Raw genomic sequence first — 23,681 nt, forward strand, 5'->3', positions numbered from 1 at the left:
GGAAGTGCGGCAACGTATGAAGCTAACTGATCCTAATCGCCCATATCTCTCACACAGCAAAACACATGCACAGTAGTCAGTCACACTCTCTTCAAATAAACACCAACCAACACTCCCATCACCTTATAGGGTGAGCGGGAAGACCTGGTGGCTATGGCGGGGGCTCCAAACCCGATCCCATCCCGAACTCGGCCGTCAAAACCCCCAGCGCCTATGATACTGCTCCTCGATGAGTGGAAAAGTCGGTCGCCGCCAGGTCCCCTCGCTTACCCTTATTTTTAACCCCTCTTCGGAGGGGTTTTTTATTATATGAATTTTTTAACTTTTGACATAGATCAACACCTTCTTTCCTATCAGCGTTACCGTGGGCCCATCTTAATATGATGATGGAGATAACCAATGGGACGCGTTTCAGGTAAAATTGCTCTTGTCACTGGCGGCGCTATGGGGATTGGTAAAGCGACAGCTGTGCGCTTGGCCAAAGAAGGGGCCAAGGTCATCTTAGGTGATCTTAATGCAGAAGCAGGGCAGGCAACGGTTAAGGAAATTGAAGAAGCTGGTGGTAAGGCTTGCTTTTTACCATTGAATGTCGCCAAAGAAGAAGACTGGAAAAAAGTCATGGCTGCGATTAAGCAGCATGATGGCCGTCTTGATATCGCTGTCAATAATGCTGGTATTGCATATGAGGGAACGGTCGAAACGACCTCTCTCGAAGATTGGCGCCGTGTTGAGTCGATCAATCTTGATGGTGTCTTTTTGGGAACAAAGTATGCCATTGAATTGATGAAAGAGAACGGCAAAGAAGGCGGTTCCATCATCAATATGTGTTCCAGCTCTGGTCTTGTTGGTATCCCTAATCTGACCGCTTATGGGGCAACAAAGGGCGGCGTGAAAATGTTCACGAAGTCTGCTGCGCTGCATTGCGCGCGTTCAGGCTATAATATCCGTGTGAATAATGTGTGCCCTGGCTACATTTGGACACCGTTGGTGGAAGAACTCACCCGCACAAATAAAGATGCATATGACCGCCTGGTAGCGGTGCATCCGTTGGGGCATCTGGGTGATACGGATGATATTGCTTATGGCATTCTCTATCTTGCTTCCCATGAGTCCAAGTTTGTAACAGCTTCTGAACTTGTCATTGATGGTGGCTATACAGCGGAATAAGACGTCTCTATTATTCCTGAGGTAGTGTATTGAGGGCTCTTTTTGGAAAATAGGAGAGCCCTCAATTTATGTCTTTTATATTTTGAATATGAAACAATAATGCAGATTTTTCCATCTTCTCTATTATGGTTGCGTGTACTTTTAGTGGCTTTGTTGTCGGAGGCCTTTTATTAGGACACATGATCCATTGTGCTCAGGCAGAATCTACAGAGGTGTCTCAAAAGATTTCCATAACACAGGGGGCGATGACGGAGCGTGAGAAAGAAGAGTTAGAAGAGATGACGCTGCACTCTTCACCGGAGGAAAAGTTTCGCATAGACGCTCACTATTATCGGCGCCCCCAGCGGGCGCATGATTTAGACCGTGCAATTTTCTTAATTACGCAATCGGCTGATGCGGGCTTTGTCGGTGGGCAAGCTCTATTAGGAGCTTTGTACGAAGCGGGAGAGCTTCTGCCTAAAGATGAGCAAAAAGCTCGCATTTGGTATCAAAAAGCAGCCGATCAAGGGGAAGAACATGCGCAATATAGTTTAGCGCAGATGGATGAAAAAGGTGAAGGAGGTTCGCAAAATATAAAGAAAGCTCTGTCTTTATATGAGCAAGCAGCTCAAGCTGGATACGCTAAGGCTCAGCACCATTTGGCGGAACTTTATGCCGCTGGTGAGGTTGTCCCCAAGGATATGAAGCGTGCTCTTTTGTGGGAGCAACGTGCTGCTGAGCAAGGTTTGGCAGAGGCTGAAGTCGACCTTGGTACTATGTATTTTATGGATGATGGAGTGCCTCTTGATTATCGTGAAGCTGTGTCGTGGATTGAGGTCGCAAGATTTTTCAATGAGAGGTTGCGCGATAGTACATTGATCGGGGACGTGCAGAGATAGATCACGAAATGTCTGCAATATTTCCTGCAGCATGTTTATTTCTGTCATCTATGGAAGACCGATAATATTCACAAGATGGTGTGTGCATTGTCACATGATCCCACCCCCGCCCAGTCTTTCGTGAGAAAGGGCGGGGGTGTTGGTCTTATAACCCAGAGAAAAGTGGGGTGGAGAGGTAACGTTCGGCAAAAGAAGGAGCGATAGCCACAATCGTTTTATCACGATAGCGTTCTTCGTGCGCAAGGGTCATGGCTGCAAAGAGCGAGGCACCGGAGGAAATGCCAATCGGAAGCCCCTCTGTGCGGGCACAGAGGCGCGCTGTCGCAAGAGCGTCGTGTTCTGCCACAGGGATCACGCGGTCAATGGCGGTCAGGTCGAGTGTTTCGGGCTTAAAGCCAGCGCCGATCCCCTGGATGCCATGGGGGCCGGGTTCATCACCATTGAGAATGGCACTTTCCATCGGTTCAAGACCGATGACTTCAAGCCCTTTTTTGCGCTTTTTCAGAGCTTGCGCGATGCCGGAGGCCGTGCCACCCGTTCCGAGGCCGGCAATGACGACATCGACAGCACCATCTGTATCTTGCCAGATTTCTTCAGCCGTCGTGGTCGCGTGAATATGGGGGTTAGCCGGGTTTTGAAACTGGCTAGGCATCCATGCATTGTCTGTTTTACGTACAATCTCTTCTGCTGCTTCAATCGCGCCTCGCATGCCTTTAGCAGCTGGGGTGAGTTTGAGGGTGGCGCCAAGCAGTGTCATCATTTTGCGACGTTCGATGGAGGCACTTTCAGGCATGGTGACGATGAGCTTATAGCCCATGGAGGCCGCGGCAAAAGCAAGGGCAATGCCGGTATTACCCGATGTTGGTTCCACAAGAGTGGAGTGATGCGGGCTAATGAGCCCTCGTTCTTGAGCATCACGAATCATCGCGACGCCGATTCTGTCTTTTACGGAGCCGAGGGGATTGAAAAATTCGAGCTTTAGTAGGATATGGGCGTGCAGATTTTCACGTTCGGTTAAATGTGGGAGGCCGACAAGTGGCGTACCACCAACCGTCTCAACGAATGAGGGGTACACGCGCCCGCGTGGTTGTGCAAAAGGAGTGTTGGAGAGTGGAAAAGGACTCTGCGAGGGGGAGGAAGAGCGATGTGTCATGTGGTTTCTCCTACCAAAGAGGAACATTTTCTGCACAGCCTACTAAACTATTTCACTTTTGACGATGAAATATCGTATAAATAGAGAGATCTTTCTGAGCAGATGAGTTTAATCATGTATCTTAAGAGTGACCGTATTCTGACTGCCTTGTCAATTATGCTAGACGTGGCCTTTTATGCTGGGCGGTCAGGTGTGGTAAGTGGGGCTGATATTGCCAAGCGGAGTGGATTGCTGCGCCGTGGTATTGAACCTGTGCTTCAGGCGCTTTCACGGGCTAATTTGTTGGATAGTGTGCGTGGGCCTAAAGGTGGTTACCGTTTGGCGCGCTCCCCTCGTGTGATCGTGCTGCGTGATATTGCGCGTGCTGTTGGGGTGGAGGAAACCTTGAGAGGTGGCAAAGGGGTTGAGAATCCACTTTTTGAAAAGGTTATTGCGCCGTTCTGGGGGGTGTTGAACACAAAGGTGGATGCCCATCTTGGCGAGATGACATTGAGTGATTTGCTCTTACAGGCCGAAAAATCCGGCTTAGAGCGCCCTCATCAAGCGCCTCTTTCTTTTACTATTTAAGAGTGATTATCATCATCGCACGATGAATAATGGTATTTTTTAAAAATACCGCCATAAAATGTTGATTTTTGCGTGTAATAGCGCATTCTCTTCTCTGTGATGATGACAAAAGCTTCTTATCTTCCAATCGCCCTGCGGTTGGATCAGTGTCAGGTTCTGCTGATCGGTGGTGGGGCTATTGCAACCAATAAGCTCCGCCTTCTTCTTGGTCGTGGTGCGCATATTCATGTCTGGGCGTCTCGTATCACGTCGGAGATTCGCCGATCGGTTGATCAGGGGATCGTGCAATGGCGGGACGATCCCATTGAAGACGGGGCTTTGCGGGCGCTTTTGCCGCAGATGGCGCTGGTTTTTGCCGCCACGGATGATGACGCCCTCAATAAACGCGTCGCTGAATGTGCACATCAGCAGCGTGTGCCGGTTTGCGCGGTGGATGACCAAGCCGTATCAAGTTTTATTACTCCTGCTTTTGTAGATCGCACACCTGTGCAGGTTGCGATCACGACGGAAGGGGCGTCTCCTGTGTTGGCGCGGCGCCTACGACAAAAGTTGGAGGAGCTTCTTCCTTCGAACTTAGGAGAGGCGGCACGCTTTATGCAGGCGCAGCGGGGTTGGATCAAAGAAGCATTACCGGAGGTGGATGAGCGTCGTCGTGTTTGGGAAGCTTTTCTAGATGGCGTGGGATATGAAGCAGCGTTAGCAGGAGAGCATGAGCGGGCGCGTGAAAGCTTGCAGGCGCTTGTAGAGGGGCGGGAACGTCAAGGCGAGGTGTGGCTTGTGGGAGCTGGGCCGGGCCATCCTGACCTGCTGACCTTAGCGGCGTTGCGCTTAATGCAGAATGCCGATAGCGTACTGTATGATAGCCTCGTGTCGGATCGTATCCTAGACCGTGTGCGGCGGGATGCCGAGCGGATTTATGTCGGGAAGAAAGCGAGCCATCATACGCTGCCTCAACGCGATATTGAGGCCGAATTATTACGGCGTGCACAGCGTGGGGAGCGGGTTTTACGCCTTAAGGGTGGTGATCCCTTTATTTTTGGCCGCGGTGGGGAGGAAATGGAAGCGCTCCTTGCCCATAATATCCCTGTGCGTGTGATCCCTGGTGTGACAGCGGCGAGCGGTTGTGGTGCTGCGGCTGGGATACCGCTGACTCATCGTGATTGTGCCCAAAGTTGCGTATTTGTGACAGGCCATGCGCGTGCTGATGGGGTGTTGAATCTGCACTGGCCGAGCTTAGCGCAACCGGGACAAACGGTTGTTGTCTATATGGGGTTGGGGCAAATTGGTGTTCTTTGTCAGCAACTTATAGCGCATGGCCTACCGGATAGTTGGCCGATGGCGGTGGTGTATCGTGGAACCTGCGCCGATCAACATGTTGTGACGGGCACTCTTGGGGATATGCCCCAGCGGGTGCAGAAAGAAGGGCTCAGTAGTCCGGTATTGATGATTATAGGGGAGGTGGTGCATCATCGTGGTGTAGGCGCGTTCCCAGCGTTTAACGCTTTTGCGTCGAAGGAGGAGGCTTGATGAAGCGCTTGTCACATCTCAGCCCCAATGAGTGTGTCTTATTGACGGCGGCTCGTTTGCTGGACGGACGAATTGTCTGGCGTGGTCGAGACGGCCAGTGGTTTGATCATGTTGCTCAAGCAGCATGCTTAACGGCGGAGGAAAGCGAGGCCGCGTTAGAAGAGGCGAGCACTCAGGCAGCCCGTCAGGGTGTCATGGGTGTGTATCCCGTTGTGGCCCGTAAAGGGGAACCTCCCCAGCCGGTGAGTATGAAAGAACATATTCGTGCCTTTGGGCCGACCGTCCATCCTGAATTTTCTTATGTCCCACAGTCGGAGGCCTCCTCATGAAACAGCCCGTTGGACATTACGCGTATGAGTCCCGTGATCGGGAATTTTTACAAGAACGTATTGCGGAATTTGAAGACCAAGTGAAGCGTCGGCTTAGTGGGGCGTTGAGTGAGGAAGAGTTCAAACCGCTGCGTTTGATGAATGGGATCTATCTACAAGTTCACGCTTATATGCTGCGTGTTGCGATCCCGTATGGGATTTTGGATAGTCGGCAGCTTCGTAAATTAGCCCATGTGGCACGACGGTATGACCGTGGTTACGGGCATTTTACCACGCGGCAAAATATCCAGTTTAATTGGATCTCCCTAGAAGATGCACCGGCTATTTTGCGTGATTTGGCCGAAGCTGACATGCATGCCATTCAAACGAGTGGTAACTGCATCCGTAATATTACGTCTGACGAATATGCGGGCGCGGCGCGTGATGAGCTGATGGATCCACGTGTGCATGCGGAGATTTTGCGTCAATGGTCGACGCTTCATCCTGAATTTACGTTTCTGCCTCGGAAGTTCAAAATCGCGATTTCAGGCAGTCCCGAAGACCGCGTTGCGGCGCGCTTCCACGATATTGGATTATTGGCACGTCCGAGTGAGAATGGGCCTCTTTTTCGGGTCTTCGTTGGTGGTGGTTTGGGCCGTACGCCTGTTGTTGGGCAAGAATTGTTCGACAGCGTACCAGAAGCCGAACTATTAGCGACGCTTGAGGCGACGCTGCGTGTTTATAATGCCTATGGGCGGCGTGATAACCTCTATCGTGCACGGATCAAGATTTTGGTTCAGACGATTGGTATTGAGCCGTTCCGTGAGGCCGTAAAGGCTGAACTGGCGAAGATGGATCTTTCCCATTATCGTCTAACACCGGAGCGTGTGGCAGCTATCCGAGCCCGATTTGCTGCTCCTGAACTGCATGCTGTTGATGATGCCGATGCTGTGTTGGCGCAGCATCAGAAAGAGGATCCTGCTTTTGCGCGGTGGATGCAGAGCAATACACATCCTCACTTTGATGAAGGCTATAGTATCGCCACTGTGTCGCTCAAAACGCCCGGGGATATTCCCGGGGATGTAACAGCGGAGCAGATGGACGGTCTCGCAGACATTGCAGAACGCTTTGCTTTTAGTGAGCTTCGGGTAACGCATTTGCAGAATATTGTGCTGGGCCATGTGCGGAAAGATCAGCTCTATGCGCTGTGGCAGGGGCTAAAAGAGCTTAACCTTGCGGCACCGAATATCGGTCTTGCAGGGGATATTGTGAGCTGCCCTGGCTTGGATTATTGCACGCTGGCCAATGCGCGGTCTCTGCCTCTCGCACGTAAGCTAGGCGCACGTTTTGGCGATGCACGCTTGCAAGAAGAGATTGGTGCGTTGAGTATCAATATTTCAGGCTGCATTAATGCCTGTGGGCATCATCATGCGGGGCATATTGGTATTTTGGGTGTCGATAAGCGAGGCTCTGAATTTTACCAAATTCTGCTTGGGGGACAGGCCGGTGATCGTGCGTCAATCGGTGCAATCTTGGGCCCAGCCTTGAGTGAGGATGATGCTGTGGCGGCGATTGCCCGCATGATCGACCATTATCTCGCTCATCGCAATGAGCAGGAAAGTTTCCTAGAGATGGTGACACGCTTGGGGAAAGCACCCTTTAAGGAGGTGGCTTATGAAACTGTTTAACCTAAGCCAGCAGCATATCATTCCTGCGGAGGAGGCAGATCCTGTCTCCTTGGCGGAACTCAAAGAGCACCCCGAAGCAGCGTATGCTGTTGCGTTAGAACCCGATGAGTCTGCCGAGGCTTTGCGTCCTTTTTTGGCACAGATAACGCTAGTTGTGCTTCATTTTCCCATTTTTCGTGATGGGCGTGCTTTTACGCAAGCGCGCTCTCTGCGGGAATATGAAGACTATAAGGGAGAAATCCGTGTTACAGGGCACGTATTGCCTGACCAAGCAGCCTTTTTGAGACGCTGTGGCGTAGATACGGTTGTTTTACCTGATGATGATGACCAAACAGAGTGGGAAGCACAGCTAAAGCGCTTTACCATCACATACCAGCAAAGCATTGCATCATAAGGCTTCAAGGCGGTTTACTGTTCTATAAAGAGCGATAAACCGCCTTGGTATGTTAGGAGCGCTGTTCGCTATGAAGCGCTCTGCTTTTTTTCCATTTTTCCATATTGGCATTGAGTATGTCGAGGCCTTGATCGTTCATTCCATAAACGGCCATGTGATATTTTAAGAAGATGATAGACAAAAGAAATAAGGAGAGGAGAACGGCACAAGAGACAGCTATAACGACGAGAATCTCGGAAAACGTTAGAGCATCAATGATTGTTAATATGTCTTTAGTAAACATGGAATAGAACCAAGGCCATCATTAAAGGTAAACCGTTACGATTTTTATGATGGTCTAATTATCTTTTTGTTTCAAGTGCTATTCTTCCAGAGCATTTACTATGGGTGGAAGTGTTTTACGATCGTCAACTTGTCTTGAAAGATAGAGGGATAGGCACGGTATATAGCACAATTTGAGTATTCGAGCATACTCATAGGGTTTGTCGCTCTTTTGTTGTGGGTATTTTTTTGTAAAGATAGGAAGCAGCGTAAACTGCCTAAAGCATGTCACTCACAAAATCGTCGAGAGGTTGATGTGAGTCTTTTATTCTTGGAGGTCTACCCGAGATAGTCTCTATTTGAGAGAAAGACCACGGATAGCGCTGATATTTTAGCAGGATGATAGGTTTGCGCACTAGGTGGCTGGATCCTTTCTCAGATATTCGTCTTCGCCCAGATGATAAAAGGTCATTTGGGTTCTAGAAACGAGACGCATAGCTAAAATATAATGGGTGCTGTTAGACAGATAGAGGAGAAGGCTATGCCTTCCTTGTGGAGCGTGAAAAAGATATGTTCACTAAAATCAAGAAGGCCTCAGTTTAGGGTGTCGCTTTAGGACGATGAGAAGCGGAGTTAGGGCATATCGTTATGATTTCATTTCTTTCGTTACCGTAATCTCTTAACATTTCAGAAATTTTTTGTAGATCGGGATGAGAGCGCAGCTCTGTTGCGGCCTGTTTGTCTTCTTGTATTGTATAATGGACGACCGCTGGACAGAGTGGTGTGTATCGTGTGGGAGCACAGCTGGTGAGGGTGAGTAGGGATGTATAAAGGAGAATGGATTTCATCAAAAATCTCCTTTATCAAGCGTCGTTAGCAGGGCATTATCACTGCGGATACCGTTTGTGCGGGCGTCAAGCATCTGTTGAGAAGCTTCTGCGCTTTGCGTAGCATCGTTGGCATCTTGCTGTTCAGAACTGACGCGTGCACTATTGCGGCCTGCACGGTAAGCGAACGTAACACCTGCTGAAGCCGCAACGGTTAATAGAAATATGATTCCTGCGATTATATAAGGTGACATAATAATTATATACTTTCTTGATATGTATACTCACATGATAAAAAATGTTGGCCTCGTTTTTTAGGGATTGGGAGAGCCTAAGGAGCTCTCCCAAAAGGCATATTACGCTACGTTGTGTGGCGTGGTGTTGGGCTGTGTTGCTGTGTTTTTCTTCTCTAATACATGAAGGAGGTTGTGCACGCCTTCTTCAGTTTCTGTGATGCCATTTTCAACTTGTTGAATGGCGCTCAAGAGAGCATTGAGATCGAATGTTCTCTCAAGTAAAGGAGCGAACTCGTCACCGAGTGAGCCGATGACCGAAGCAATTGCATGGATGCGTGTTTTGGTTGCGGCATTTTCGCTTGAACCTAGGGCACCCTCAATGAGGCCTTCAAGGGATGTAATGACGTCAGAAGCGGTGGTCATGGGAGAGTATCCTTATATGTGTGATGAAAATGGTGTGTCCTGGAGTTATTGAGTTCTCCGGGTTTATTCATGAGAGGACGTCATTTTTTGGGCTGTGATAGCCCGTCGCGACGCCCGGCTTGGAAACGGTTGGTCGCCCATCCAATATTGAGTGCGACCGTACTAACAGCACGATAAATGAGCTCCCAGCGTGAGTTACTGGCAGGGGGACGTACGCTGATAGTGATAAGCTTGCAGGCAATAATCACACCGGCAACGATCAGGCCGATATTGCTAGGCAAGAGGTCAAGAAAAGAGGTGATGTCCATAAAGTCTCCAGACATAAAAAAACGCCTCAGAAGGCGGTTTCTTGAGCGATGGTATTGACGAGGGGCCCGTAAGGATCTTGGCCATTTTCGACCTGTATAATGGCGTGCATAAGGGCCGCTAGTCGGTCAGATGTGAGAGGGCCAAGGGGTGCGGTGGGTTTTACATTGAGGTGCGAGGCCACCGTTTGAGTATAAGCATTGGTATTATTGTCGTCAGAAGGTGGCGCCCATTTAGCAATGATGCCGTCAATAGTGTCGATCCCATCACGTTGCTGGTAGCGAAGGAGTTGGTCTCGCAATGCACGGAGACCGTCTTGAGCGGTAGGGAAAACAGCGAAGCGTCCATGAACGCCGGGCTCTTTATGGGCGCCGGCCTGGCCGACATAGTTGAGATTACCGGGATTATGGTTGCGGATACCGCGAGGAAGAGAGGAAGCCATGGCTACCATCCAAAACTGCGTTTGCAGAGCTCAAATAGCCCAACCGCAATGCCACCGCCTGCACCACCTGCGACGGTGAGAAGCATGGTTTTGCGGTTGTTCATCTCAGTCATTTGTTGGGAGATTTTGGCAAAGCCATCATTCATTTGTGAGGCAACGGCGCTGACTTTATCAGAGAGCGATTGAATGCTTTCTTGGGCGTATTTCTGCTTGGTTTCGAGAGTGACCACACGGTCGCGGAGCTCATTGACTTCGCCGCGTCTGGCGCAGTCAGTATCAATCATGGGAAGTGAGTGTCCTTATAAAAAAACCACCTCAGCGGGTGGTGTTATTGGTCGAGAGATGCAGGAGCAGAGGGAAGTTCTCCCCACGCTTTTTGGGCATTGGCTAAATTTTTTAACGCTCGGTAATAGGCTAGAGTCTGCGGGCCACAAAGCCGTTGAACGACGTGATCTTCTAACGCGTCACGAAAAGAGATGAGATCATTTTGTGCAATGGTTGAGGCCATATTACTCATGGAGCATTGTGGGTCTGAGTGGTCAGGGTCACCAAAATTATGGCCACCAAAGATTTGATCGGTCATGATGTTGTTCCTTTTTGTGATGTTTCGGGAATGCCCCACAGAACGAAGGATGTGGTTTCTTGGCTATTACCAGGCCATCCGGGGGGATGTTGGAAAATAAAGCTTTTTCTTCCGATGGAGACAATACGAGGCCCCGATGGAGGAACGGTATGTGCCTCATCGATTGGGATGATGGGACTTCCATCCCAGTCTAGGGGAACAGTGTGTGATTGAAGTTGGATAAAAGGGGGTACTTGGAAGGAGAGGCCATTGGGGTAGGCGATTTCTTCCTTGTGGATTGCGCCGCCATCGCGTGTAATGCGGAAAAAGGTGGCGACGACACCGTCCTCAGAGGTGTTTTTGATAGAACCAAGTGAGGCTTGGACGCCGGCAGGGCCTTGGGGGCCTGGGCTCCCATTAGGGCCGGCAGGACCGACCGGGCCGACGGTGCCCTGAGGGCCTTGGTCTCCTTTCGGCCCTGCTGGGCCGGTTTCGCCTTGAGGGCCCGTAGGGCCTTGGGAACCTTTTGGGCCAGCCGATCCTTGGAGAGTTGCGATCCAATCATTGAGGGAGCCTGTATAGCCCTGCATGACAGCAAGCTGATACGCATTCAGTCCCGTATCCCCCTTGGGGCCACGTTGAAGCGCTGAACGTGGGATTAGTGCTGCATGAGGAGCGGCGGTTGGATCAGATGAGATTAAACCGAGAACGGCATCATCTTCTGAAGGTGTATCGTAACGGGGAAGGCTGGTAATGGGGGCCGTTTGGGGAAGGTTGGATGATGTTGGAGTAGGAGTGGAGGATGTCTGTGTGGAAGAATCTGTCATAACAGTCTCATAAAGTGAGTGGAGAACCGTCTTCGAGAGTAAGAACAGTGCCGTTATTGGAAAGGGATGAGGGAGGGAGGCAGTAATTACCAGGCAACCGGAGAGGGACAGGCGCTAAAAATGTTGTGTTATCGTTTTGTACATTTAATGTAACATTAAGCGTGTGTTGCCGCCCTGCTGTGGTAAAAAGTGTCACGCTGATCGTCGTTAAACCAGGCGTTCCTCCTGTGAGAGCTATGGCAGCCTTACCCTCAACAACGCCCCACCAAAGAAGGGTCAGACCACTTTGTGGCGGAAGAGTAACGTCGATAGCGTCTAAGAGATCACCGCCATCTTGGAGCCAGAGAGACGGGTCAAGAGCATAATCAAGCGTGTCGCTTTTGAGTTTATCGGGCCATTGCAGGCTGACTGTCGGGTCAATAGGGACAGGAAGCATGCGTGCCCGCGATAATCGGGACATAATGATAGGGTCTCATAAAATGTAAGGAGAGAGGAGTTATGATGTCAGGCGAGATACTTTGACCGTGATAGAATAGAACAAGGACATTTCTTATTGTGTTGGGTCAGAAGGCGCTGTTGGTAGAACAGTGCTGGTTGTGTCTGAGCCATTCATAATGGCACGCAAGACTTGTACGTAATCGCGCATTTTAGGGCCAAAACTCTCGCCCATGGCTGCGATCATACTCGCCTGTTGTTGAACAGCCTGTAGAGAGGTTTGTGCTTGGTCTTTTAAGGGCGGAATGTAGGGTGTCGGGGTGAAGGGAATAATCTTCCCTTCAAAATATGCGGCACATCCGCCAAGACCATTTTGGTTATACTGTATGTCGTCCCATTGTTCTTGGGTCATATCTGGAAGATAGAATGACTTATATCCTTCTGGTGTTTTATAGGACGGTGGTTCTGTGCCTTCATCGTAATGTAAAATGTCCCACCCAACAATTCTGGTTGGCTTTGCCATGTCGGCATCAGAATGCACTAATACGACAAACATGCTCAGTTGTGGCGTTATAGTTGGCTGGGTTGTTTCATGGGATAGGGGCGTATTAGGGGATGTCATTATGCAGTCCATCCTTCAACGGTTACGTCAATTGTGACTGGGCTGGTTTCTGTTCGAATCTGGTTAGAATTATTTTTGTTGATCGTTTCGATTGCGACCTGACAATTGAAACGATTGGGTAGAGTGTTATAAAGATAGTTGACGATATGGAGTTGCCCACTTCCATTGTCTTGAGGAGAAAAACTGGCCACTACGAGGTCATCACGAGCGAAAGCGACGGGCCATGTGATGAGGCCCCCGTTGAAAACTTGAACGCGAAAGCATTGCCGCATGCGTGGCGCGCCTATGTTCCCTGTCTCAAGAACATTGTTCCCCGTTGGTGTTGTGAGTGTTTTTTGTGTCGGGTTGAATTGCCAAGACTGGTAGATCTGCCTCGGATTGTTAGCCCCCAGAATGAGACGTATATTGTTGTCATCTTTCACTTGTCCCCAGACTGAACAAAAACCGCCACCAATTTTGTATTGAATTTGTGGAGAACCTTCCCATGGCCCGTAGGTATTTCCGGCATCTAGTACGAGCCCTCTAAAGGACGTATCACCAAAGCGACTGAGCTTATCGCTGTTGAGAGTGGCAATATCGTCGGTAGTTGCAAGGATTTTCCCCGATGCAGAACCAATATTGTATACGATGAGATGGCCATTGCCTGCATCGTCAGCTTCAAGAAGAATATGCTCGCTTGGTGTGGTAATGCGGCCGTCGTCTGAGCGGAAGCCCCATGCTTTATTGGTGCCATCTACGTTCTGAGCATAGAGTAACGTTTGGTAGTTTCCATCATTACGAATTTGGCCAAAAATGGCTCCTAATGCCTTTGAGTTTTGAAATGTGAAAATGCTTTGTGGTGTTGCTGCCCAAGGGGAAACGGTTACATCTGATTTATAGATGAGGTTTCCAGACATTGTATCGCCAGAATGATTTACTTTGCTGACGACGTCGTCAAGTGTTGCAAGAGTTTTGCCGGAGGCAGAGCCGATATTCTCAAGGGTGACATGACCATTACCCGTGTCTACGCCTTCTAGAAAATGAGTTCCGCGTTCGGTGGTGATATTACCTTTTGTATCTGCGCTGAAAGGAATATGATAGTTTCCACCGCCATCACGTAAGACTAAGCGACCGGTTGTTACTTCCGCATTGGCATCATTAGCAAGCTGAAGAAAAAACTGCTCTGCGTTAAGAGATGCTCCAATCGGCTGGGTGAGTTCAAGATTTCCTTGTTGGTATGTGCCTTGAGAAAAGACAGGATTTTGAAAGCTTGTATTGCCCGTAACGTTGAGCTTGCCATTAATGATGGTTTGGTCATAATTGTCGATCTGAATTGGAAGATGGAAGTTTCCACCTCCATCACGTAAGACCAGTCGTCCGGACGTATAACCAGTGTTATTGTCATTGACGAGCTGAAGGTAGAATTCCTCTCCTTCTAATGCAGCGCCGATTGGTTGAGTTGCATAAACATTCTCTGATGGATTAAATGTTCCTGTTGAATACAAAGCCCCTGTGAGTGTATCGCCTGATCGGCTTATCTTGGAGTTTTGAATATTAGTGATTGCTGCATTGAGGTTATTATAGGTATCTGCACGAATTTGTGCTTCATTGCTCAGCTGTAGAGATGTTGCAAAGTCACCGCTTTCACCTGGAGGGCCAGCAGGCCCTTGGGGCCCCGTGTCGCCCTTGTCGCCTTTTGCTCCTGCTGGAAAGCTTACGGTTGATGTATGAACTTGTCCGTCTTGGCTTTGAACATATAAAGTTCCATTACTGGTTTGTCCGGCTGTGATGTCTTCTTGTGAGACAGAAACTTTGGTGATAACCCCGCTTCCTTGGTCTAACACATGAAGGGGAAATAAGGCGTAGGAGGCCACGCCATTTTCATCTGTTTGAGCGCCGAGAATACGGTTAAGCGGTTGAGATGATTTAGCTAAGGGAAGAATATTAGGATCAGAGAGATCAGTCATGTATAAATACCTTCTTTATTGTGTTGGGTCAGAAGGTGCAGTGGGTAAAGCCGTGCTCGTCGTGTCTGAGCCACTGATAATAGCACGCAAAGCTTGTACATAGTCGCGCATTTTAGGGCCAAAGGTTTCACCCATTGCTGAAACCATGCTGGCTTGTTGTTGCACGGCTTGCATGACATTTTTTGCTTGAGTTGTTAGAGAGATAGCAGGAGAAGGGGGAGTATAATCAACGATCTTGCCATCTTGGATGCCACGTCCCGTGGGAAGACGGAAATGTGTTTCGTCTTCCCAGTCATTAGCAGTAATGGCGATCATGTCAGAGGCTGGTGGGACATGGGATAGGCTAGCAAGAGACCAGGTATCATACCACCCCCTTACAATGGTTGGCTGCGGGGCTTCTGTATCATAGCTGGCGTAAAAACGTTGAGGGTATGCTTTAAGAACATTGTCAGGAGTATTACTGTAGGAAGGAGAAGGCATATATGCTCCATTATGAAATTAAGCGGGGCCAATAGCTGTAACCCATAGGGTTCCACTTTGATCGGTTGGACCGGAATAAATTGAGTCCAGATCTACGCTAACGCCATTGGGCGCGATATTTGGGGTATTGTATCTATCTTTGTTGGTGATGCTTGCCATGCGAGGATATCGTGATCCATCGTCTTCGCTCAGTGGTTCATTATTAACCTGTACGTGAACGGAATATGGTGTTGCACTGAAAGATTGAGGGAAAGAAACCCACAATGTCTCTGTCAATCTTGGGAAAGTTAGGCTGAAGGCTTGAACCTTTGCTGTGCTTGAATTCCCACTTATTTCAAGGAGAGAATTTCCTGTTGGTGTGATGATGCTGTTATCTGCATTAAAAAACCAACTATGCTCAGTGTTGTTTTCGTCTCTAACGGAGAGGGCTGCGGCTGCATGACCCGTACGACCAAGAAGCTGTAGGCTGGCTTGTGTCGAGGCACCGTCTACAGTGCTACGTAATGTGCGACCATAGTAATTTCCGTTCCATATATTGCCAGACAAAAGAAGGTCACCTGTCATGGTATCACCAGAGCGATTGACTTTATTTTGCGTGGCGGCGTTGAGGTCGCTGTGTGTTGCGAAATCGCCGGCTTCCTGTAGGTAGGTGAGCTGGTTGTTTTCGTCGACTACGCAGGGAATGCCATTATTACTGCTGCGCCAAAGACGTGTGATATTGACATCATTACCACCGTAACCATCGCCTCGGACAATACGCATGGCAGAACCGTCGCTGATATTAGCAAGAAGGTTTCCGTTCGTTCCTTTCCATATATTAGTGAGGGTTAGATCGCCATCAGAGTATCCGTGACTTGTGATGTAAGAACCTTCCGGCTGTAAATAGAAAAATTTGCCACTAGAATCATTATGAGCCCATATTCTTCCGGTTGTTTTATTGATACCGATTTCGTTGAGCTGATAGTCAGTATCGTAAGAGTGAGATTTCACAATGTCTGAAAGCGCAGCATTTAAGTCGCTATGGGTTGCGAAGTCTCCAGTTTGCTGAAGAGAATAGATTTTGTTGTTTTGATCTCGAACTAAAACCTGTCCTTCACTACCACCGAACCAAAGGCGTATGATGTTTAAATCTCCTGGAAAGCCATAGCCTTGTCCGCACACAAGTTGACTTTCAGCGTTCTCGGCGCGCTGAATTTCGGCATTGAGATCAGATGTTAAGGCAAGGGAACGCCAACCATTGCGTTGGTCATTATAGAGGACGCGATTGGTACTTCCTTCTGTATGGAGGCCTTTGCCTTGAAGGTCTCCTGACACTTCCCCTAACGTGCCGGAAACGTAGGAATCATTGGCATTGAATGAGATCCATGCACCGCCCAGGCCATTACCAGGAGTGGTTGCATTTTCGTCTTGAGTACTGATCCAGAAAAGGCCGGTAATATTGGGATCACAAACGATCGCATTTTTTCGGTAACCCCCAATACGATTAGCGATAGTCTGGTCGTACACTCCCATATAGCCTGCTTGTGGGAAGAGATCGAATACGCCAGCTGTCATATTGAGAGAGGCAACATCTCCGCTGCTAAAAGATTGAGGGGTTGTATCCTCTTGTCCACGCTGAACGGTAAGGGTATCACCATTGCGACTGAGAACTGTGCATATTTCAAATTGATCGGGGTTTTCAACAGAGGCTAGCGTAAGGGCAAAGAAGTCGCTGGGAGGTTGAGGTAAAGGAAAGAGGCTCCCTGATCCAGCGGTAAGGGTAAGGGTTGTATCATACGAAGTGATACTGCGTGCTAACTGCGCTTTAGCCCGGTTAGTATAACGATAAGTCATAAAAGAGAAAATATCCTATATAAACATTACTTTAAAACAGCAAATATAAATCATTATGATTTAATCTGTTATTTTTTCAGGAGCATCAGGAAGAGTATTATCTATATTATTAGAGCCGTCAGAAATATTTTGTAACGTTTTTACATAATCACGCATTTTGGGCCCGAATGTTTCTCCCATAGCGGTAATCATTGCGGCTTTCTGCTGCACAATTTGCAGAGCATTCTGGGCTTGCTGTGTTAGTGGTGGTGGAGGTGGTGTATAAACCGATAATGTACCATTTTTCCATTGAGCGCCGGATTGTTTGCTGAAATGTTCAAAATCGTCGCATGTGATTTCGTGAAAGCTAGGGTCTTCTACGGCTTCACCTGGAGGAATAGAGTAAAAATTCTGGACAATGGTTGTTTCAGGATTAATGCGTACAAAATAGCGAACATTTGATGAAGGAGTGTGGGAAGATGTCATGACGTTTTTCCAATTGCTATGACGTCATAGATAAGTGAGAAGGGAGACCAGCCGACAATGGATCCATTTGAAGAGAAAACTTTTGCTGTAAAACCATTGCGATTTCTAGGGGTAGGTGCATCATAATCAATGGAGACTATGTTGATGTAGGTTTTACTGACGAAGGGTTGAACGATGAATGTGACGTCATCGTCTGCAAAAGACCAAGGTAGCCCTACCCATCCACCGTCGGATATGGAGGCGGAGAAGCGTTGTATGGTATAAGAGCCAGAAACGGACTGAGATTCAGCCTGCTGAGCGCGTTGAATTTCTTGTTGGAGGTCTTCGCGAGAAGCATAACGCTGATCTGCGCCATCTTTGGTAATGACGGTTTGATAAAAGCCGGAAGTATCTAGGTATCCGATCCCGATAGGTTTTTGATTATTGCTATCAGCATATTGAGATTTGATACTGACAATCTGACGGCTGTAAGCGTCAAGACCTTTAGTTCCAGAGACGAGATTTCCTTCAGCTTGTTGTGCGCGTTGGCTTTCACTCTGTAAATCAGAAGTGAGTGCAAGAGGGCGCCACCCATTTGTTGCGTCACCGTAAAGTACGGCATTATCACTGCCTCGTGTATGAAGGCCGATCCCGGGATGGTCTTCGCTCACTAGGCCAGCGGTACCGGAAAGAGGGGCGCTGTCATTAAGGCTTGCAAGAGTATCGTGTAGTGTGCGTAACCGTGCGAGAACCTCTTCGACGGTCATCCCATCTAGTGTTGAACTTGTATCCAGTGCAAGTTCCGTTGCTTGTCCATTAATGGCGTCTATTTTGTTGCCAATCGCTTGAGCAACAGTGGTGGATTTTACAATATCAGCACTATTTCCTGTATCGATGTAGGAGTGCCAATTAGGTGTTGTGTTTTGAGGAGACATAAGGGTCCTTACAGAATATCACCACCAAAGTCCGTATTGCGAGGGACTGGGTGTAAGCTGAGGGTAAAAGTACGCATGGGTGGCACATTGAGGATGCCATTTGTGAGGATACGACTAAGCAGTGCGGTTAGTTCGTCAGGCCAGTCAGCGCGGTCTAGGGTGATGATGACGCGTTTGCCGACACAGCGCACACTAACAGAGTGAGTGCTATTAAAGCGCCAAGCATGACCATTCTCTCCTGTAAGAAAACGCATAACGCGGCGTTTAAGCCAGGGTATGGAGAAGTTTAGCCCATCCCCCTTATAAAAGTTCCATGTGAGGATACGCTTGAAGAGATCATCACTAATGGCGCTGCCGTCATAACGTTTATCAATAGCGGTATCATTAATGGTGAGCCGGTCTATGTCTGCACCGTCAATCTCACCCGAGATACTCCGAATCTCGGTGTAGCTGATACGATAGCGGAATTGACCATACAGGCAGAATGCACAATATGTAAGCAGATTGCCTTCCAGGGCCGGCCCGATATAGAGCGCCATAGGGTGGGTGACCATCCATGCAAGAGATTCTTGGGCGAGCTGGTTATAGGCTTTAAAGAGGGCGACAATATTCGCATCATCAGAAAATTGCTGATAGGCATAAGCGGGGGCAATGAGGTCTGTGCGCATTACCGCCTCACAAGAGAAATATCGGCAGGGGTGATGGTGAAATAGCTTTGAGGGTCACCGGCTATGGTCGTCCCTTTTGGGGAGGGCAGTGTCAGAATATCGTTAAGATACAGCTCAAAAGAGAGCTCGGTGATGAGGTTCCCGGGGATGATCTTGAGCAAAGCTGCTTCAAAAGCTGTGCTGAGCTGCATGATATTGATGGGCTCATTGACAGAGAGGCTGTTGATATAGTCCGCTAGATTAGGCGCACACAGGCGTGTTGCTGCGTCATTATCAATGATATTGACCGATGATGTCTGCCAATGAACGATCAAACGCACTTTCTGCTGTAATGGACGAATAAACGGGATGTCATAGCGGTCTGTTCCGTCAAGGAGAGTCGCTGTGAGATTACGGGGATTGGTCTCTAACAGCCCGCCGCCGCTATAAAGAGGTGCTGTGCTTGTATCTAGCGGGATAGTGAAACGATATGCATCGAGTACTGTAGCGGTGAAGCTACCATTGATGCTTTCCATTCCTTGTGCACCACTGATCGTAACATTCTGCCCATTCGTTAGCCCATGGGTGAGCGTTGTGGAGATCGTGCATGGGTTGGATTGTGTGGCACTACTGACTGTATTGGTGCTGCCCTGAAGAGAGAGGAGATCGAAGCAACTTTCATAAATAGCACCAGCGATTTGTTGTGGGTCGCCACCATCGGCCGTGATGGCATAGCCTTGTGGAATACCATCAACATCACGGTTAATAGATACGGAAAGAGAACGTTCAATGATATTAGGCACTTTTTGCAGGCAGCTTTTAATGAAGTTGGGCGTTCCCTGCGTGGTGGATTGTCCAGCTTGGATAATACGGGCACGGTAAGAGGCATCACTTTCCTCTTGTGCACCAATCGTTCCTGGCTGCGGGTTGATAACTGAGAGCGTTACCGATGCAGAAAGGCCGCTCACGACTTGCGTAATCGTACCTGCGGGAATGCTATATTCTCCTGCACTGATGGCGAGCACGTAAATATTGGTCAGACGCCCTGCTTCAGGGAGAGTGACATTCTCTTGTGTTTCATACAAATAAGTTCCATCACTGACTTGGAAACCCGCCCCGAGGAAAAGACCGGGTGTCCCTGTGAAGGTGACATACGCGGAAGGGTTGGCCCCTACACCACGTTTAACGCCGTAGATTTCACCAAATTGATCCAGCATGGAAGATGTTACATTAAGCGGGGAAATAGCGTTAATGAGATCGACCTTGGCTTGATCAATTTGAAGGAGCGCTCCGACAGCGGTGGAAGCCATGTCTTCAATTAACGTGCCGGGGAGGTCTGTAGTGACACCGGGGCTGAGTTTGGCGGCATGGGTGACCAGTTGATCACGTAATGTGGACGGGTCTGTGGGTTCTACTCCGCTATTAAGCAGGGCAGAGAAGAGGCCAGGGTAACGTTCTTCCAAAAGGGAAAAAAGAGTTGGGGAAAGGTCAGTTTGATCCATGGAAAGGGCCTGTTTGGCTAAAGCTTTGATTGAAAGATTTTTTACCGTTCTGATATGTCGTTCCATCAGGGAAAATGGCGGCTACTTGATACACAGGGTTATCCTCCGTAGAGGTACTGTCATGGGTAATGCGCAAAGAGGCGAAATAGTCTGAAAATCGGTTTTGTGTCATATTGACATAGTAGTCTGGCCAAATTTGCGTCACGATATTTTGTGTTACGGGTAACCCCCAATCGTTCCAAAAATGAGATTCTCCCAGTTGGAGAAGAAGCGCATTCTGAAGCCATGCAATGCTGGCTTGCTTATTGTCGACGGATTTCCATTGTTGAGTGCCATCGGGTTGATGCTGGCGTGTCCAGACTCTCATGAAAGGATTCCTCCTGTTGGTGCGCCATTATGGCCATTACTATGGGTGTGTGCTTTGTACTCTTGTCCGTTAATGACGAGGTCTCCGGTAATCGACACGGTTCCACCTGAAAGCGTGATCTGTGCACTCCCGGTGGAGAGCGTTATGTCGTCATGAGTGAGGCGGACGGTGTGAGGATGGTTTAGACTGGGGTTGAGCTGCACACCTTCCACACCATAGAGGTTGAGGAACTGCCCATTCAGTTTCTCCCATGCGGCATGTGACAGCGGGACGAAAACACAGGCAGAGAAATTGCCGGGGCGCTCTCCCATAGCTGGGCGGCGTATACCGAGGCCCGTCATCAGCCCAAGTGTGAGGTGAGCGGGGATCACCATCCCCAAGCAGCCCGGTTGAAGAGGAGCCCGAATATATTCGCTCTCAAGGAGTGGAACACGGATCCGTGGGATGGGTGTATTATCGGCTTCAATTTGTACCGTAGCAATCCGCCCTTCCATTTCGACAAGGGATGCCGGCAAAATAGAAGGCAAATGGTCTATTGCACGAGAAGCATGATAGCGGGCGGCATTGGTAAAGGCATCCGCTTGGGGAATTTTACGGAAACTGCTCATAAAAGAACCTTTTGGAGAGGAAAGTAAAACGCTTAACATCAACCTGATGTTTTTTTGAATAGAGATCGACTTTAATAATAGTGATGATGCGTATAGAACGAAATAATATGTGTAAAAGAGAATATAGATAATATTATTTATTGTTTTTATTGGAATTCTATAAAATGGAATGAATGGTAGCTGAATGGCACATGTCTATCGATATTGACACATAAAAAGAGGGAATATTGCTTATAACGTGAGGTGAAGAACCTCCTGACGTAGAGGAAAGGAGGCCTTATACATGTCAGCTAGTGTAATGGAACAATCCCCAGTGGCATAAGAGCCCCGATGGTACGGTTGGGGAGTTTTCCAACTATCTGACTGTCAGAATGTGTTACTGTACTGTCGTTCTGGTTTATGGCTTCCGGAAATCTACCGTTTATCCTCCATTATAGCGTCCTGAGCGTATGCGTTATGGTTTATTATGAAAAGTGGCGAGCAGAGCAGAGCGGTTAGAAGCAAGGCTTTAGAAAGCATTGAGAAACTTCATTGATGTATGATCATTCGCACCTTTGCCAGTTTGCTCTTTGCACATCGTAAGGACAAGTTGTCTCTTATAAAAACGGCATGTAGGAAAGCGGTGTGTCGGAGACATTCCCGCTCCCTGTTGAACCAAAGTCTCCGATACTGGGCATGCCGTCAGAGGCCTTTGTCATCAAGGTGCTTATTGGTAAGGAAGGTGTTCCGTACTTCCTCAACAGAAGGCTTGGAGAATGCTCATCAGAGCATTTCATTGAGTATTAGGGGGGATGGGCACATACTCTCCCCGATGGGGGGAGAGAAGGTTGAGGACGTAGTGTATATGTTTATTGTAACGGAACAACATTGAGCAGCATAAGAGCGCCAAGGCCGCGGTTGGGGGCATGGCCGACAAATCCGTTATTAGAATACATACTTCCATCGCTATCGATGGATCCGACAAACCCGCTGTTAGAATATATCTTTCCATCGCTATCGATGGATCCGACAAATCCGCTGTTAGAATATATTTTTCCATCGCTATCGATGGACCCGACAAAACCACCATTAGAATATATTTTTCCATCGTTATCGATGGACCCGACAAATCCGCTGTTAGAATATATTTTTCCATCGTTATCCATAGATCCGACGAATCCTCTATTAGAGTATATTCTACCGTCTTGGCTTGTGGAGCTATTATCGGATGGAGAGGAGCTAGGGGGATTATCATAGGTGACGGTCCCCTGAGCGTATGTGGTATGACTTGCAGCGAGAAGCGAGGGGCAGAGCAAAGCGGTTAGAAGCAAGGCTTTAGAGAGCATTGAGAAACTCCATTGATGTATGATCATTCGCATCTTGGCCAGCTTGCTCTTTTCACATCGTAAGGACAAGTTGTCTCTTACAGAAATGGTACATAAGACAATGGTGTGTCGAAGACATTCCCGCTCCCTGTTGAACCAAAGTCTCCAATACCAGACATGCCGCCAGAGGCCTTTGTCATCAAGGTGCTCATCTTTTGGGCGGCTTCGTTTTTTTGTGTTAAAGGACGAGTGAACTTAAAAGTATATTGGACTGCAGGTTGAGTGTCTGCATGCGGAGAGCTATCTGCAACGTTTGTTAGGAGCATTTTTGTATAGAATTGTCCGGGTGTAATAATGTTAAAATATCCACCTAATTGACAATGCTTATTTAAAAGTGAGACCAAACTTTGAATGGTAAGAATTTTCGTGAGCATCGCACCGGGGCCGCGTGGAGGGCAGATCATTTGCATCGAAATATTAGTGGGGTTGGTAACAAGCGCATTGGCGGCAACGGTTTGGTTCGCGTAAGGATATTGAGCAGGAGTATTGTCAATTAACGTATTCCCTTGCACATTTTGCCAATGACACCATGTATTATCCAAATTTGGGAGATTGACGTTCCCTCTAACAGCGCCAGAGATAAGACCATTTAACGTGCCTACAAGTTGCGTATAAAACATGATGGGGACGGTCCCTCCCATTTTGTTAGCGATGCCATCTGTAAGGAGGATTGGGCTATTAACATAAGCAAGCTGTCCAAGTGTACGGCCTGCTTTGTCAAGAACTTTAGAAAGACTCATACGAATATGTCCTGAGCAAAAGAGAAGAGATAAAAAAAACCCCTCTGCGGAGAGAGGGGGTGGTATCTAAAAAAATATGATTATAGGTAATTACTGGAGAGGTAACACGTGGAGCAGGATGAGCGCGCCGAGGGTTCGGTTGGGCGCATGGCCGGCAGAGCTTCCGCTTGCATCTGTTAAATCTCCGTTTGG

Annotated in this window: 28 protein-coding genes and 1 rRNA gene; 8 read left to right on the forward strand and 21 right to left on the reverse strand. The window is 48.4% G+C overall.

Features of this window, described 5'->3' with window-relative positions; translation table 11 throughout:
• Positions 1 to 143: 143 nt before the first annotated feature.
• From rrf to F457_RS13435, 3 genes are all read left to right on the forward strand, one after another.
• Positions 144 to 258: ribosomal RNA gene (gene rrf, locus F457_RS0111250) — 5S ribosomal RNA — on the forward strand.
• 141 nt (positions 259 to 399) lie between these two features.
• Positions 400 to 1,167, forward strand: a complete 768-nt coding sequence (locus F457_RS0111255; protein ID WP_018981243.1) for a glucose 1-dehydrogenase — start codon at positions 400 to 402, stop codon at positions 1,165 to 1,167.
• Between the two features lie 212 nt (positions 1,168 to 1,379).
• Positions 1,380 to 2,045 (forward strand): tetratricopeptide repeat protein, encoded by a 666-nt coding sequence (locus tag F457_RS13435; RefSeq protein ID WP_169584134.1) that lies wholly within the window; start codon positions 1,380 to 1,382, stop codon positions 2,043 to 2,045.
• Between the two features lie 145 nt (positions 2,046 to 2,190).
• Here F457_RS13435 and cysK read toward each other — a convergent pair whose 3' ends face one another.
• Positions 2,191 to 3,198, reverse strand: a complete 1,008-nt coding sequence (gene cysK / locus F457_RS0111265) for a cysteine synthase A (protein ID WP_018981245.1) — start codon at positions 3,196 to 3,198, stop codon at positions 2,191 to 2,193.
• Between the two features lie 114 nt (positions 3,199 to 3,312).
• Here cysK and F457_RS0111270 point away from each other — a divergent pair, with 114 nt between their 5' ends.
• The 5 genes from F457_RS0111270 to F457_RS0111290 all read left to right on the forward strand — a co-directional run bounded on the left by F457_RS0111270 (position 3,313) and on the right by F457_RS0111290 (position 7,682).
• Positions 3,313 to 3,765, forward strand: coding sequence for an RrF2 family transcriptional regulator (locus F457_RS0111270; RefSeq protein ID WP_018981246.1), 453 nt, complete (start codon positions 3,313 to 3,315; stop codon positions 3,763 to 3,765).
• Between the two features lie 99 nt (positions 3,766 to 3,864).
• Positions 3,865 to 5,292, forward strand: a complete 1,428-nt coding sequence (gene cysG / locus F457_RS13045) for a siroheme synthase CysG (RefSeq protein WP_018981247.1) — start codon at positions 3,865 to 3,867, stop codon at positions 5,290 to 5,292.
• On the forward strand, positions 5,292 to 5,621 hold the full coding sequence (locus tag F457_RS0111280) for a DUF2849 domain-containing protein (protein WP_018981248.1): 330 nt from the start codon (positions 5,292 to 5,294) through the stop codon (positions 5,619 to 5,621). The genes cysG and F457_RS0111280 overlap by 1 nt, the downstream gene beginning before the upstream one ends.
• Positions 5,618 to 7,288, forward strand: coding sequence for a nitrite/sulfite reductase (locus F457_RS0111285; RefSeq protein ID WP_018981249.1), 1,671 nt, complete (start codon positions 5,618 to 5,620; stop codon positions 7,286 to 7,288). Before F457_RS0111280 ends, F457_RS0111285 begins: the two co-directional genes overlap by 4 nt.
• Positions 7,275 to 7,682 (forward strand): DUF934 domain-containing protein, encoded by a 408-nt coding sequence (locus tag F457_RS0111290; protein ID WP_018981250.1) that lies wholly within the window; start codon positions 7,275 to 7,277, stop codon positions 7,680 to 7,682. Before F457_RS0111285 ends, F457_RS0111290 begins: the two co-directional genes overlap by 14 nt.
• A gap of 860 nt (positions 7,683 to 8,542) precedes the next feature.
• Here F457_RS0111290 and F457_RS13670 read toward each other — a convergent pair.
• From F457_RS13670 to F457_RS13450, 20 genes are all read right to left on the reverse strand, one after another.
• Positions 8,543 to 8,791, reverse strand: a complete 249-nt coding sequence (locus tag F457_RS13670; protein WP_083912771.1) for a hypothetical protein — start codon at positions 8,789 to 8,791, stop codon at positions 8,543 to 8,545.
• Positions 8,791 to 9,024, reverse strand: coding sequence for a hypothetical protein (locus F457_RS0111300; protein WP_018981252.1), 234 nt, complete (start codon positions 9,022 to 9,024; stop codon positions 8,791 to 8,793). Before F457_RS0111300 ends, F457_RS13670 begins: the two co-directional genes overlap by 1 nt.
• A 485-nt stretch (positions 9,025 to 9,509) precedes the next feature.
• Complete coding sequence (locus F457_RS13050) at positions 9,510 to 9,752, reverse strand: hypothetical protein (RefSeq protein WP_018981254.1); 243 nt, start codon at positions 9,750 to 9,752, stop codon at positions 9,510 to 9,512.
• 11 nt (positions 9,753 to 9,763) lie between these two features.
• Complete coding sequence (locus F457_RS0111315; protein WP_018981255.1) at positions 9,764 to 10,177, reverse strand: structural protein; 414 nt, start codon at positions 10,175 to 10,177, stop codon at positions 9,764 to 9,766.
• A gap of 2 nt (positions 10,178 to 10,179) precedes the next feature.
• Positions 10,180 to 10,461: a hypothetical protein gene (locus F457_RS0111320; RefSeq protein WP_018981256.1), complete on the reverse strand. Its 282-nt coding sequence runs from the start codon at positions 10,459 to 10,461 to the stop codon at positions 10,180 to 10,182.
• Between the two features lie 44 nt (positions 10,462 to 10,505).
• Positions 10,506 to 10,760, reverse strand: a complete 255-nt coding sequence (locus F457_RS0111325) for a hypothetical protein (protein WP_018981257.1) — start codon at positions 10,758 to 10,760, stop codon at positions 10,506 to 10,508.
• Entirely contained in the window at positions 10,757 to 11,566 is an 810-nt protein-coding gene (locus F457_RS14310; protein WP_018981258.1) for a collagen-like protein, read from the reverse strand. Before F457_RS14310 ends, F457_RS0111325 begins: the two co-directional genes overlap by 4 nt.
• Positions 11,567 to 11,573: 7 nt before the next feature.
• The gene (locus F457_RS0111335; protein WP_156809455.1) at positions 11,574 to 12,026 is read right to left on the reverse strand and encodes a phage fiber-tail adaptor protein; all 453 of its coding nucleotides are present in this window, start codon (positions 12,024 to 12,026) and stop codon (positions 11,574 to 11,576) included.
• Positions 12,027 to 12,116: 90 nt separating this feature from the next.
• On the reverse strand, positions 12,117 to 12,623 hold the full coding sequence (locus F457_RS14145; protein ID WP_018981260.1) for a hypothetical protein: 507 nt from the start codon (positions 12,621 to 12,623) through the stop codon (positions 12,117 to 12,119).
• The gene (locus tag F457_RS0111345) at positions 12,623 to 14,569 is read right to left on the reverse strand and encodes an autotransporter outer membrane beta-barrel domain-containing protein (RefSeq protein ID WP_018981261.1); all 1,947 of its coding nucleotides are present in this window, start codon (positions 14,567 to 14,569) and stop codon (positions 12,623 to 12,625) included. Before F457_RS0111345 ends, F457_RS14145 begins: the two co-directional genes overlap by 1 nt.
• A 15-nt stretch (positions 14,570 to 14,584) precedes the next feature.
• Positions 14,585 to 15,049 carry a hypothetical protein gene (locus F457_RS13060; RefSeq protein WP_018981262.1) on the reverse strand — a complete coding sequence of 155 codons (465 nt, stop codon included), beginning with the start codon at positions 15,047 to 15,049 and terminating at the stop codon, positions 14,585 to 14,587.
• 18 nt (positions 15,050 to 15,067) lie between these two features.
• Complete coding sequence (locus tag F457_RS0111355; RefSeq protein WP_018981263.1) at positions 15,068 to 16,882, reverse strand: hypothetical protein; 1,815 nt, start codon at positions 16,880 to 16,882, stop codon at positions 15,068 to 15,070.
• A gap of 60 nt (positions 16,883 to 16,942) precedes the next feature.
• Complete coding sequence (locus F457_RS0111360; RefSeq protein ID WP_018981264.1) at positions 16,943 to 17,347, reverse strand: hypothetical protein; 405 nt, start codon at positions 17,345 to 17,347, stop codon at positions 16,943 to 16,945.
• Complete coding sequence (locus tag F457_RS0111365) at positions 17,344 to 18,261, reverse strand: hypothetical protein (RefSeq protein ID WP_018981265.1); 918 nt, start codon at positions 18,259 to 18,261, stop codon at positions 17,344 to 17,346. The genes F457_RS0111360 and F457_RS0111365 overlap by 4 nt, the downstream gene beginning before the upstream one ends.
• 8 nt (positions 18,262 to 18,269) lie before the next feature.
• On the reverse strand, positions 18,270 to 18,929 hold the full coding sequence (locus F457_RS13065; RefSeq protein WP_018981266.1) for a hypothetical protein: 660 nt from the start codon (positions 18,927 to 18,929) through the stop codon (positions 18,270 to 18,272).
• Positions 18,929 to 20,410 (reverse strand): baseplate J/gp47 family protein, encoded by a 1,482-nt coding sequence (locus F457_RS13445; RefSeq protein ID WP_018981267.1) that lies wholly within the window; start codon positions 20,408 to 20,410, stop codon positions 18,929 to 18,931. The genes F457_RS13065 and F457_RS13445 overlap by 1 nt, the downstream gene beginning before the upstream one ends.
• A complete protein-coding gene (locus F457_RS13075) occupies positions 20,397 to 20,777 on the reverse strand; it encodes a hypothetical protein (RefSeq protein ID WP_018981268.1) in 381 nt (126 codons plus the stop codon). Before F457_RS13075 ends, F457_RS13445 begins: the two co-directional genes overlap by 14 nt.
• Positions 20,774 to 21,385 (reverse strand): hypothetical protein, encoded by a 612-nt coding sequence (locus F457_RS0111385; protein WP_156809456.1) that lies wholly within the window; start codon positions 21,383 to 21,385, stop codon positions 20,774 to 20,776. The genes F457_RS13075 and F457_RS0111385 overlap by 4 nt, the downstream gene beginning before the upstream one ends.
• A gap of 848 nt (positions 21,386 to 22,233) precedes the next feature.
• Entirely contained in the window at positions 22,234 to 22,530 is a 297-nt protein-coding gene (locus F457_RS13870) for a hypothetical protein (RefSeq protein ID WP_156809458.1), read from the reverse strand.
• A 257-nt stretch (positions 22,531 to 22,787) separates the two neighbouring features.
• On the reverse strand, positions 22,788 to 23,489 hold the full coding sequence (locus tag F457_RS13450; RefSeq protein WP_018981271.1) for a hypothetical protein: 702 nt from the start codon (positions 23,487 to 23,489) through the stop codon (positions 22,788 to 22,790).
• Positions 23,490 to 23,681: the final 192 nt, after the last annotated feature.

This window comes from Saccharibacter floricola DSM 15669 (assembly GCF_000378165.1).
GTDB lineage: Bacteria > Pseudomonadota > Alphaproteobacteria > Acetobacterales > Acetobacteraceae > Saccharibacter > Saccharibacter floricola.